Raw genomic sequence first — 12,677 nt, 5'->3', positions numbered from 1 at the left:
GCGTCCGCCAGCTGGCGGATATGAGCCCACGTTTACCGCGCCTCATCGCAATAATGATACTATCAGAGTAATAAAAAAGGCTCCTGTTACAGAGCCTTTTCCTTTGTTGCGAAGGCAGGGATCGAACCTGCGTCCGCCAGCTGGCGGATATGAGCCCTATAAGGAAGGATACTTTCTTCGAACCAATTCTTTAATAAAAGCTCTGCCTTGAGCAGATTTTAATTGCTTCTCTCGCATCATTGCACTTGTCTTGGAATCAAAATTTTCCGTATGCAAAATTTCCCATGGTCGAAATTTTATCGTCCAGCCTTTAGTGCCTAATTCGTTATGGGATTTAAATCGGTCTTGGAGATCGGATGTGTAGCCAATATAAATTTTATCAAAACGCGTGGAGTATAAAACGTAGACTGTATACATAAAAAAAGGCTCCCATTACAGAAGCCTTTTCCTTTGTTGCGAAGGCAGGGATCGAACCTGCGTCCGCCAGCTGGCGGATATGAGCCCTATAAGGAAGGGTACTTTCTTCGAACCAATTCTTTAATAAAAGCTCTGCCTTGAGCAGATTTTAATTGCTTCTCTCGCATCATTGCACTTGTCTTGGAATCAAAATTTTCCGTATGCAAAATTTCCCATGGTCGAAATTTTATCGTCCAGCCTTTAGTGCCTAATTCGTTATGGGATTTAAATCGGTCTTGGAGATCGGATGTGTAGCCAATATAAATTTTATCAAAACGCGTGGAGTATAAAACGTAGACTGTATACATAAAAAAAGGCTCCCATTACAGAAGCCTTTTCCTTTGTTGCGAAGGCAGGGATCGAACCTGCGTCCGCCAGCTGGCGGATATGAGCCCACGTTTTCCGCGCCTCATCGCAATAATGATACTATCAGAGTAATAAAAAAGGCTCCTGTTACAGAGCCTTTTCCTTTGTTGCGAAGGCAGGGATCGAACCTGCGACCTTCGGGTTATGAGCCCGACGAGCTACCGCTGCTCTACTTCGCGATATAATGTTTTACTTTTTTTTCTAAAGAGCTTTTATCGAACCTGCGTCCGCCAGCCGGCGGATATGAGCCCAACGAAATACCGCTACTTCGCGATATAATGAGCTTACAAATTCTTAATCCTTAATGAACTATCCAATTTCTTTCCCTTCTTTTCGCGATACCTTCTTCGTTAATTGGGTTGCAAAGATAAAGATATATATGTTTGCAACCAAACAAATTTTAATAATCTACCTTTGCAAATATTTTATTGTCAATGAAAGCGGGTTTTGTAAGCATATTTGGACGGCCCAACGCGGGCAAAAGCACCTTGCTGAACGCACTTATGGGCGAAAAGCTGGCTATTGTATCCCCCAAAGTGCAAACCACCCGCCACCGCATTAAAGGCATTTTAACTGAACCTGATTACCAGATCATCTTTTCCGATACCCCAGGCATCATTGAGCCGAAATATAAACTACAGGAAAAAATGATGATGGCCGTAAAGCAGGCGCTTGAAGATACCGATGTGGCCTTATTGCTCGTTGATATTAATGAAAATCACGATGAAGTAAACGGCATATTTGAAGCATTGCGCCTGAAAGTACCCGCTATCATCGTTGTCAATAAACTGGATGAAGCTTCGGCTGCAAAAAAAGAAGAGGTTTTCTCTTTCTTTGGTTCAAAACCCTATTGCAAAGCACTGATCGGAATTTCGGCACTGAAGAAAACAGGTTTGAAAGAGTTGATCAACGCTATTCTTCAACTTCTACCTGAGAGCCCTCCTTTCTTTGAAGGCGATGAACTTACCGACTTGCCCACCCGCTTTTTTTGTGCGGAGATGATCCGGGAGAAGATATTTTATTTATACCAGGAAGAAATACCCTATCATACGACCGTCATTGTGAATGAGTTTAAGGAAAAATCATCCTTAGTGAAAATTGCTGCTGATATAATCGTAAACCGTGAATCGCAGAAAGGCATTTTGCTGGGTGAAGGTGGTAAAATGATCAGGCAGTTAGGTACGGAAGCAAGAAAGGATATTGAACAATTTCTTGGACAAAAGGTATTTCTGGAACTCTTTGTTAAGGTGCGGCCTAAGTGGCGCGATAATGAGTTTATGTTAAAAGAATACGGCTATCACTAATAATTTTTAGAGCAACATTATGGCAGGTTTTACAGTAGCAATTGTTGGAAGACCCAATGTAGGGAAAAGCACTTTTTTTAATCGCTTGCTTGAGCAGCGTAAAGCAATAGTGGACGACGTTAGCGGCGTTACCCGCGACCGCCAGTATGGGGTAGCCGACTGGAATGGTAAATCGTTTAATATCATTGATACCGGTGGTTTTGTACCGGAAAGCGAAGACGTTTTTGAAAAAGAGATCGGCAAGCAGGTGATGATCGCCGTGGAAGAGGCCAATGCCATGTTATTTATGGTTGATGCCGCTACCGGTATTACCGACCTCGATGAAACTATGGCCGATGTATTGCGCCGTACCGCCAAACCGGTTTTCCTGGTAGTGAATAAAGTAGATAATCATGAACGCCTGTTGGAAGCGACCGAGTTCTATGGTCTTGGATTTGATAATATCTTCTTCCTTTCTTCCATGAGTGGCAGTGGCACCGGCGAATTGCTGGATGCAATGGCTGCTTTAATTACCGAAGACCAGGTGGCTGCCATAGAGGCTGAAGCCGCACTCCCAAAATTTGCGATCATTGGTCAGCCGAATGTAGGAAAGTCTTCTTTGCTGAATGCCCTCATAGGCCAGGAACGTACCATCGTGAGCGACATCGCCGGTACTACCCGCGATACCATTCATACGCATTACAATTTGTTTCAAAAGGAGTTTGTCCTTATCGATACAGCAGGTATTCGTCGCAAAACAAAAGTGCACGAAGACCTCGAGTTTTATTCAGTGATCCGGGCTATTAAAGCTATGGATGAAGCTGATGTGTGTTTGCTGCTTTTAGATGCTGAAAAAGGGATCACTGCCCAGGACCTGAATATTTTCAGCCTGGCTGTTCGCAAGGGAAAAGGAATTGTATTGCTGGTGAATAAATGGGATACCATGGAGAAAGCAACCAATACCGCGCGGGATTATGAAAATGAATTAAAGAAACGCATTGCGCCATTTAGTGATGTGCCGATCATTTTTATATCTGCGTTGGAAAAACTGCGAATACATAAAGCAATTGAAGTGGCCCTTGATGTATACGATAACAAACAACGTAAAGTGCCTACTTCCGAATTAAATGAGGTGATGTTGAAAGCCATTTCATCATATCAACCACCTGTTGTTCGTGGTAATCCTATTCGTATTAAATATGTAACGCAACTGCCTACGCATGTACCATCGTTTGCTTTCTTTTGTAATTTCCCCGATGATGTAAAGCAGCCGTATAAAAATTATCTCGAAAACCAGTTACGCCAGCATTTTAAATTTACAGGTGTACCCGTGCGGTTATTCTTTAGAAAGAAATAAATGTCTAAAATTTCAGGAAAGCGCCAGGCTGTTTAGCATGCAGGGAAGGAGATTAACACTTTTCTTTTTTACCCAAATACCATAATATAATGTTTTAGCAATATGAATGGGTGTAAAATTGTATCCATTCATATTGCTTTGTGTATTACACTAACAGATATTCGAAAAATATTTAATTTTTTATTTGGCTGAAATAATTAATTTTTTATCTTCGATGCAAAGGCTCTGTAAAGTGGCTTAAACTTTACAGTTATGTGTAGAAGAAAATTGTTGCTGACATTACAGCCCCTGCTTTTTATTGCCCTTCTTGTTTATGTTCCCTCATTTGCTCAACTCCGATGGGATGGTGAAGCCGGAGATGGCCAATGGATAACAGCCCAAAACTGGGCCGGCGATATCCTCCCCACCATTACAGACGATGTAATTTTAGATAATGTATATATAACCGGCGGTTACACCGTTACCTTGCCGGGAGGTAATAGCAGCGTACACGTAAAATCAATAACCATTACGCCAGCTTCGGGCAATAATATTGAATTGATACTGCCTGCTGCTAATACGGCCATCCCTGCTTTTAAAGTTTCCGGCGCTGTTTATGGAATGGTGATTGGAAACGGTGGCATATTCAAAAATGCATCAGGTGCCAACAACGGCTTGCCCGTTGAAATAGCTGATTCATTGAAAATTAATAATGGCGGCCGGTATATACAAAACAGTTCCAGTAGTCATGCTGCCATTATAACGGTTTTATCAAAAGCGCCCGGTACTGAAGAAGGAATATTTGAGTTTGATATACCCTCAGCCTCCAGCACCGTATCTCTGAGTGGTCGTACCTATGGCAAGCTGGTATTTTTGTCCAATGCTATGAACGGAGCAGTTACTTATACCGCTTCAGGCACTAATACAGTTAAGGTAAAAAGCGACTTGTACGTTGGGGCCGGTGTAACTCTTAGCTTCAACTTCTCTGATTCGCTTTTTATTGGGCGTGATTTGATTCAGCAGGGAGGAACCATAAACCTGGGTAACTCTACGCGCACGCTGGTAGCTGTTATCAGCAGACACCTTATACAATCCGCCACGGGTATAATTTGCGAAAGAGGCACGGCTTTTCCGGAAATAGTATTCAATGGTAGCGTTAACCAGCAAATCGATTGTAAAGGCACTGTAAAAGATAGTGTTGCCATAAAAATGAATAATACAGCCGGAGCCACACTCATGTCGTCCTGGTCATTACCATATAAATTAAGCCTTACGAAGGGAAAAATAATTACTTCCGCTGTTAATATATTGAAATTGCTTCCTGGCTGTAGTATCATAGTTGATAGTTTGTCTGACAACAGCTTTATTGATGGACCGCTTCGAAAAGAAGGGCTATCCGCCGCCACTCATTTTTTATTCCCCGTTGGAAAGGGAAGCTCCATGCGATGGCTTGCATTGAAAAATGCCAACGGCCATTTCAATGTGGAGTTTACCAACAGCAATCCAAAACAGATCAGTAACACATACGGTTCCGGGATCAATCAAATTTCGCAAATTGGCTATTGGACTATTCACGCGGATGCCGGCCCTTTGGCTTCTGCATCCATTGAATTATCATTTAATGGACCCAACAGTGGCGTGGGAACCAATCTTGCAACATCAAAGGTTGCCAGCCTCGATAACCAAGTTTGGGTTAATTACGGTAATACAGCTTTTACCGGTACAGCCGGTTCGCGTGGGTCAGTAGTAAGTAATCAGGTGACTTCCTGGAGCACAGCTCCTGATTCTTTTACGCTGGGCAGCAGCGAACCAGTTGAGGGGCCGCTTGCATTGAACGATGATCCTATACCGGCGATCCGAAATAGTGTTGTAGAAAATAATAGAGGCCCATTACAGTTATTGGCAGTTACCTTCTCCGGTTCTCGGATAATTACCTGCCGGGCTTCTGAAAAAACCCAGGTAAAGTTATGTATTGTTGATAATAGCGGCAGGCATGTAAAAGTAATAACAACAATCATTGAACGGGGCGTGAACCGTTTGCCGGTAGAAGTGCCAACTTTGCCAGCAGGAGTGTATAGCATGTATGCTGTTACACCTAAAGGAACTTCGAATGTAGTGCGGTTTGTTTATTTAAAGTAGTCAATGCAATCAATCAATTCAACCATCAAGCAATTAAAAAGGGGCTAACCTGTGGTCAACCCCTTTTTCAATTTTATGCTGTTTTTAATTTTGAATTCGCTTTATCCAACTTTAATTTGTTAACCAGTTGTTGAATAGCCGCTTTGTATTCTTCCAGTGCTTTTTGTTCCTGCTTAATAAAACTGTTGTCTTCCAGCTTGCCTACTACTTTGTTCATGGCCTCGGTAGTTTCATAAACCATCTTGCGGAAAGGATTGCGATAGTCCTTCGCGCGTGATTCGTATATTTCCTTTACCATCCATTCGCGGGTGGCGATGCTTTGATGCAACAAACTTTTTATAATGCCCGGACTGGCTTTCTTTACATTGATGTCAAACACCTCCTTAACTGCAGCCATGGCATGGACCAGCTTTTCATTCTGGTAGTTCTTACCTTGTTGCACATAGAAATTATGTACTGCTTCCCAATCCTTTATTTTACCTGCAACGACCTGCTTGTTCAGCTTATCTATTTCTGAACGAAGTATCAACTGACCGCCTACGTTCATCCATTGATTGATGGCCGTTTTGGCTGGCAGACTTTCTATCAGTTGCTCATGGGTTTTGATATTGTTGATATGGATGTGCTCCAGCAATTGTTGCACGAGGTAGTACATTACCAATTCTTTGAACAGGTGATAACTTCTCATCACTTTAATGACCCGTACCGGACGGCGACTATTTTCGAAGTTGTCTGCCAGAATAGCCAGCTCATTTACAACGGGGTCCTTTGTATCCAGCAACACCTGACCGATAGAAATGATCTCTTCATCAGACATTTTTTTGTTATTGCCCTGTTGCTTTAACCAGGCTTTGCCGGTGAACTTTTGCAGCAAGGGCAAAGACTGTAAAATGTCATTTACCGAATCTGGCGCCAGGAAATGAAACTCCAATGTCTGTGTCTTATCTGTGCGCTTATCTCTGTCAACATACTTCCAGGCATTGCGGGCCAGGGCGTACATATTGTACATGAACCAATAACCGGGCATAACCACCAACTGATCTTTACTAAGATCGTTGCTGATCAACGAGAATGGTATAGGTATATTTAACTCTGTTGCGTAATCGCCTTTTGCCAGAATGGAATAGCAGGCAAATTTGGAATTATGCTTTAAACTTACACATAAGCCCGGCCAAAAACCACGACCGGCTATAATCTCTCCATCCGGACTGCGGCTGTTATGGTTAGAACCCACCGTAGCGCCTGCCGCCATATTGCTTTGTCCCTGTACCAACGCTGCACATAAAAAGGAGTTGTTATGGTGTTGTTCGTGCGAAGGGAAGATCAACGAGTTCAATACTTCACAACAGGAAATAGTTGAGTTGTCACCCAAATAGGAGTTGATCAACCGGGCCCCATATTTAAGCTGTGAGTGCGATGCCAGTACAAACCGTACGGCTTTAACACCATAGAACAGCCGGCATCCATAACCGATAATTCCATTCACCAGCTCACAACCTTCACCTACCTGGGTATTGGCTTCGCTGGAAGAATTAATGGTTACATTTTTTATTTTATTAGCTCCTTTTAAATAAGCGTCACTACCAATTTTTACATCCTTGATAATTCGGCAGTTCTTAATTACCGTCCTATCGCCAATAGTGCCGTAGTAACCGCGGAGCGCATCGAATTTCTTCTCTGTGAATTCCTTGAAGCGGTTCAACAGTTTTTCATCATCGCGGAAATAGGTCCATAAAAATGCGTCGCCTGGCAATATGCCATCGAAGGCAAGGATACTGCGCCCCGCATTTTCATTACATAATTCCATCCAGATGCGGATGTTCTCCGGTTCGCCTTCTTTTAAAATTCCATTACCGAATTTGGAATGATCGGTAGTGGCAATTTCATTACAGTTTACCAGTATAACGCCATTGCCTATAATGTAATGGGAAATGTAGTTCACATTATCTACTACCACATTGTCGCCAAAGTCGCAACTGATAACAGTGCTGTTATAGAAGCCTACCGGCCGGCGCAGGTTGTGGTATTCCAGGTAATATGGTTCCAGCTTTCCAATGCGCACCAATCCAAAGAACTTACAGTTTTGCACCAATTCCGGATTGAAAGCATCTGATACCAGCAGATTATTCCAGTTATCGGAGGTGTTGCGGTTACGTACCAGTACTTCAATTTCGTATGCTGATAAATGCCGGTAATGTATACCGTTCTTGACCTGTTTATTGCGCAGGTAATATTCATCCTTCCCCTTTGGTAAATAGGGTGCAGGAATGAAATTGTACCCTAACGTATTGAGAGGTTTGCGATTGATTTCATTCATTTGGCTATAATTATGAATGGTGAGTAGAGAGTTGTGTATTGTTGGTATTAAAAAAACAAGTGATTATTGAAGCAAGTTAGTAGCCAGTGGTAAGTAGTTAGTGGAGTTCCTACTCGCCACTAGCTACTTACCACCAGCCTGTTTCTTATTTTAACTTATCACTCATTTTTTCAGTTTACTCAACTGTAACTGACTTGGCCAAATTTCTCGGCTTATCAACATCCAGTCCTTTTGCTACGCCAATAAAGTAGGCCAGCAACTGCATGGGAATAACGCTGAGCATAGGTGCTACAAGCTCATCGGCAGCGGGTACTACAATTACATCATCAGCCATTTTTGTTATTACATCATCACCTTCGGTGATAACGGCTATCACTTTCCCTTTCCGGGCTTTTATTTCCTGGATATTGCTGATGATCTTTTCATGGTAAGAGTCTTTGGTGGCAATGAATACCACGGGCAGGTTTTCATCGACCAACGCAATGGGGCCGTGTTTCATTTCTGCGGCGGGATAGCCTTCTGCATGAATATATGAAATTTCTTTCAGCTTTAACGCGCCTTCCAGGGCAATGGGGAAGTTGTAACCCCTACCTAAATACAGGAAGTCACGGGCATCTTTGTATTTATAAGCCAGTTGTTTTACGGCTTCTGCCTGTTGCAAGGTGGCTGGTATTTTTTCCGGGATCGCTTCCAGCTCATTCATTAAATGCAGGAAGCGTTTATTATCGATAGTGCCTTTTTCATAACCTAGTTTCAGCGCAATGATGGTCAATACAGCCAACTGGGCGGTAAAGGCCTTGGTACTGGCAACCCCAATTTCAGGACCAGCATGGGTGTATGCGCCTGCCTGTGATACGCGGGCAATAGAAGAACCTACCACGTTCACGATACCAAATATTAATGCGCCTTGTTCTTTTGCTTTTTCAATGGCTACCAGCGTATCGGCTGTTTCACCACTTTGCGATACTGCAATGATCACATCGCCTTTATGTATAACCGGGTTCCTGTAGCGGAATTCCGATGCATATTCCACTTCAACCGGAACACGGCATAGTTCTTCAAAAATATATTCAGCCAGCAAACCGGCATGCCAACTGGTTCCGCAGGCAATAATGATAATGCGTTGCGCATTTTTCAATTGTTCAATATTGTTTTCAACACCAGCCATGGTGATGGTGCCATTGGCTGCATCTACACGACCGCGTAAGCAATCGAACACGGTGCTGGGTTGTTCAAAGATCTCTTTCAGCATGAAATGTTCGTAACCGCCTTTTTCAATAGCTGCCAGTTCCAGGTCGAGCTGTTGTACGAACGGCGTGATCTTTTCATTACCCAGATTTTTTAAGATCAGTTCATCGGGTTTTATGATGGCCAGTTCATAATCGTTTACATACACCACTGTTTTGGTGTATTCAATGATGGGGGAGGCGTCAGATGCGAGAAAATGCTCATCGCGGTTCTTGCCAATACCAATTACGAGCGGACTTCCTTTGCGGGCGGCAATCAATGTATCAGGGTTATCCTGATCAATTAAAATAATTACATAGGCGCCAACCACACGTTTCAGGGCAACACGTACTGCTTCTTCGAGGCTGCACTTATTGTTTTGCTGAATATCTTCAATGAACTTCAGCAGTACTTCTGTATCGGTATCGCTGATGAAAGAATAACCTTTTTTCTGTAACTCGCTTTTTAACTGGTTATAGTTTTCAATGATCCCGTTGTGGATCATAGCCAGTTTTCCATTTTCTGATAAGTGCGGGTGGGCATTGCGATCGCAAGGTTCGCCATGGGTAGCCCAGCGGGTATGGCCAATGCCGATGTGCGCATGCAGATCTTTTCCTACGAGGGTTTCTTCAAGGTCGGCTACTTTACCTTTTTTCTTGTAAACATTTAGACCGGAGTTCAGAAGGGCAACGCCGGCGCTGTCGTATCCACGGTATTCGAGTCTTTTTAATCCTTTTAAAATGATCGGGTAAGCTTGCTTATTTCCTATATATGCTACAATTCCGCACATAATTACAGGGTTTAAGTTTTACAAATATTAAGTGTTGAGTCAACAGGTTCACTGTTGTGTTGAGTATAAATTAATGTTGCAATGCCGAAAATCGCAAACGGTTGCGCAATATTATCAAAAAAAAAGCCATACCGTTAGCAAAAACACGCAAGGTTAACATACCATTTAAGTGGTACGCTTAACGCTTAATGCCGAAGGCTTAACGCTTAACGCTTAACGCGCCTTCCCGCAACAAGAACCGACCGAATGAACTCAGATAGCCCGATATTCGGAAAAGCGTTCGGCATTCAGTGTTTTGCGTTCGGCATTTCACATAAACAGTAAAGGAAAAATGGATTACTTTTTTAGCCAGGTTTCAAATAACCGGAAGATTCTTTTGTATTCGTCCGTCCAGCTTTCAGGCTCTATAAAGCCATGATCTTCCATCGGATACACGGAGAGTTCCCAATTGTCTTTGCCTAATTCGATCAGGCGCTGCGTAAGACGTACAACATCCTGAAAATGAACATTTACGTCGATCATTCCGTGGCAAATCAGCAAATGATCATTCAAGCCTGATGCAAAGTTTATGGGAGAACTGCGATGATACGCAATGCTGTCACTAAAAGGTTCATTTAAAATATTGGAGGTATAGCCATGATTGTAATGGGCCCAGTCGGTAACGGGCCGTAACGCGGCTCCGGCCTCAAATATACGAGGTTTTGTGAATAAAGCCATTAAAGTTATAAAACCACCATATGATCCCCCATATAATCCAATATGTTGGGCGTTCACCCCTTGTTTTTGCACCAGGTAGCGGGCCCCGTCTTCAATATCGTCCAGGTCTTTCCCGCCCATATAGCGGTAAATACCTGTGCGCCAATCGCGCCCATAGCCGGCGCTGCCGCGATAGTCAATATCCAACACGGTATAGCCATTATCGGCAAGCAGGTTATGGAACATATATTCTCTGTAATAGCTACTCCACCATTTATGGGCATTTTGCAAATAACCTGCCCCATGTACAAAGATCACAGCCGGTTTACTGGCATGGGATTGCGCCGGGCGGAACAGCCGGGCGTACACCTGGGCGCTGTCGCGGGCAGTAAAAGTGATCACTTCCGGATCGCGCCAGGGGTATGATTTAAATTCCTCGCTTTGCGCCAGCGTGGTAATTTGTATGGGTTTTGTTTTGCTTGCAGTGCCAGGGGTAGAACTATTTGGTTGCAGGTACAGTTCCCAGGGTTTGTTGCTATATGAATACAAAATGGCGATCCATTTTTCGTCAGGTGACAGGCTTGCCTGGTTTGAACCTGTTAACGTGGTAATGCGTTCTGCTTTTCCGCCTGTTACGGGCAGCCGGTAAAAATGTTGTTCACCCGGATGCGCTTCATTGGTAGTCAGGTAAAAATATTTTTTGCTTTTCGACAACTGGGTATTCAATACTTCATAATTACCACTGGTGAGCGCTTTCTTTTCTTTTGTTATTACATTGATGGTATATAAATGCGAATAACCGGTAGCTTCTGACTGAAACCAAAATGTTTGATCATTGATAAAGCCTGAATTAAAGGTGGGAAAACCACTGGCGCTGGGGCCACCGATCCAGGCCTCGTCTCTTTGCCTGTGGAGCAATGACAACCGACCCGTTTCACCATCAAGCAATAACAGCCAGCGGTCTTTATTGTCCTGTGCCCGCACTTCTACCACTGCATAATTATTATCAGGCGCCCAGGTGGTATTGATGAAGTTTACCGGCCGCAGCGGAGGGGTTTGGGACTTTTCTTTATAAGCAGTTGGATAATCTTTTAAAAAGTCAGGCAGATCGCGAATACCGGGAATAGAATCTGTTTTAACAGCCAGTACCGTGTCTTTCTGGGTGTCGAAAACAAACAATTCCTGGGTGCTTTGGATAGTGCCTACCTTAGTGCGTGCTCCAATATCTTCGGTAAAGCCACTTTCAGTTACATAACTGGGTACTATAGTTGATTTTCCTGTAGCGGTGGCGATTAACCGGTAAGCAATAAACCGCCCATTATGGCTGATCGTAAGCATCGACATGGTTTTGCCGTTGAGCGGAATAGCACGTAATATTTTTTCCCTGATGAATTGCTTCAGCATGGAATCGGTCAATTCTTTTTTCTGTTTGCGTCGTTGTAATACGATTGAATTTTCGAGGGCTTCCTGCTGCAGCCACTTTTCCTGCTGGTTGCTGCGTTTGATGGAAGCGGCAGTAGCGCTGGCTGGCGTTGTGGTTGATTGAAAATTGGTGAGCTGGGTAGTTAACCCGGTTTGTATATCCCAGGCCCAGGCATTTTGTTCGCGGATGTATACTATTTTATGATCGTTGAAGGAGAACTGCGGGTTGCTTTCTACAGCAACTGTTTGTGTTACCCTACGATTGGTACCTGTTTTAATAGTTACCAGGTAAATGTCGCCGTCCTGTACATATACATATTGATCGCGTTGCGAATTATACTCAACCTGGTTTTCGGTGATGGCCGCCTGGCGAAATGCCCAGGTAGATTTTTGCGGAACAGTGGAAGCAGGCGTAATATAGTATAGAGAATCGGAAGCTGTTTTTTGTGGGTTCCAGTTAAACAGCAGGTATTTTCCATCGGCTGTCCATTGGGGAGTAGTGGGAGAGGTGCCTATCCATTTCGGGTCGCGCATTATTTTTTCTACACTTAACGGACTAAGCTGGCTATAGGTAAGGGCTGGCTGTAACAACAGCAGGAGCAGTAGTTTTTTCATGGAGGGAAATTAAGCCGAAAATGGTAAATG

Annotated in this window: 9 protein-coding genes and 1 tRNA gene; 4 read left to right on the top strand and 6 right to left on the bottom strand. The window is 43.4% G+C overall.

Annotation, left to right across the window (positions count from 1 at the left end; translation table 11 throughout):
* Positions 1-211: hypothetical protein (locus tag FAM09_RS30970; RefSeq protein WP_208025506.1), on the top strand; the 211-nt coding region annotated here is incomplete at its 5' end.
* On the opposite strand, the gene FAM09_RS01015 is transcribed toward FAM09_RS30970, so the two are convergent.
* The 3 genes from FAM09_RS01015 to FAM09_RS01005 form a co-directional block, all read right to left on the bottom strand.
* Positions 157-417, bottom strand: a complete 261-nt coding sequence (locus FAM09_RS01015; RefSeq protein ID WP_136575216.1) for a GIY-YIG nuclease family protein — start codon at positions 415-417, stop codon at positions 157-159. The genes FAM09_RS30970 and FAM09_RS01015 overlap by 55 nt on opposite strands.
* A gap of 86 nt (positions 418-503) precedes the next feature.
* The gene (locus tag FAM09_RS01010; protein ID WP_136575216.1) at positions 504-764 is read right to left on the bottom strand and encodes a GIY-YIG nuclease family protein; all 261 of its coding nucleotides are present in this window, start codon (positions 762-764) and stop codon (positions 504-506) included.
* A 165-nt stretch (positions 765-929) separates the two neighbouring features.
* Positions 930-1,001, bottom strand: a tRNA-Met gene (locus FAM09_RS01005).
* A gap of 255 nt (positions 1,002-1,256) precedes the next feature.
* On the opposite strand from FAM09_RS01005, the gene era reads away from it, so the two are divergent.
* From era to FAM09_RS00990, 3 genes are all read left to right on the top strand, one after another.
* Entirely contained in the window at positions 1,257-2,126 is an 870-nt protein-coding gene (gene era / locus FAM09_RS01000; RefSeq protein ID WP_136575215.1) for a GTPase Era, read from the top strand.
* A 19-nt stretch (positions 2,127-2,145) separates the two neighbouring features.
* Positions 2,146-3,462, top strand: coding sequence for a ribosome biogenesis GTPase Der (gene der, locus FAM09_RS00995; RefSeq protein WP_136575214.1), 1,317 nt, complete (start codon positions 2,146-2,148; stop codon positions 3,460-3,462).
* A gap of 252 nt (positions 3,463-3,714) precedes the next feature.
* Positions 3,715-5,580, top strand: coding sequence for a hypothetical protein (locus tag FAM09_RS00990; RefSeq protein ID WP_136575213.1), 1,866 nt, complete (start codon positions 3,715-3,717; stop codon positions 5,578-5,580).
* 73 nt (positions 5,581-5,653) lie between these two features.
* Here FAM09_RS00990 and FAM09_RS00985 read toward each other — a convergent pair whose 3' ends face one another.
* From FAM09_RS00985 to FAM09_RS00975, 3 genes are all read right to left on the bottom strand, one after another.
* Entirely contained in the window at positions 5,654-7,897 is a 2,244-nt protein-coding gene (locus tag FAM09_RS00985) for a DUF4954 family protein (RefSeq protein WP_136575212.1), read from the bottom strand.
* A 175-nt stretch (positions 7,898-8,072) separates the two neighbouring features.
* Positions 8,073-9,914 carry a glutamine--fructose-6-phosphate transaminase (isomerizing) gene (gene glmS, locus FAM09_RS00980; RefSeq protein WP_136575211.1) on the bottom strand — a complete coding sequence of 614 codons (1,842 nt, stop codon included), beginning with the start codon at positions 9,912-9,914 and terminating at the stop codon, positions 8,073-8,075.
* A 336-nt stretch (positions 9,915-10,250) separates the two neighbouring features.
* Complete coding sequence (locus tag FAM09_RS00975) at positions 10,251-12,647, bottom strand: prolyl oligopeptidase family serine peptidase (RefSeq protein WP_136575210.1); 2,397 nt, start codon at positions 12,645-12,647, stop codon at positions 10,251-10,253.
* Between the last annotated feature and the right edge of the window lie 30 nt (positions 12,648-12,677).

This window comes from Niastella caeni, from assembly GCF_004834005.1.
GTDB lineage: Bacteria > Bacteroidota > Bacteroidia > Chitinophagales > Chitinophagaceae > Niastella > Niastella caeni.
The sequence above is the reverse complement of the archived record's forward strand: the minus strand, read 5'-3'. Positions and strand labels throughout refer to the sequence as shown.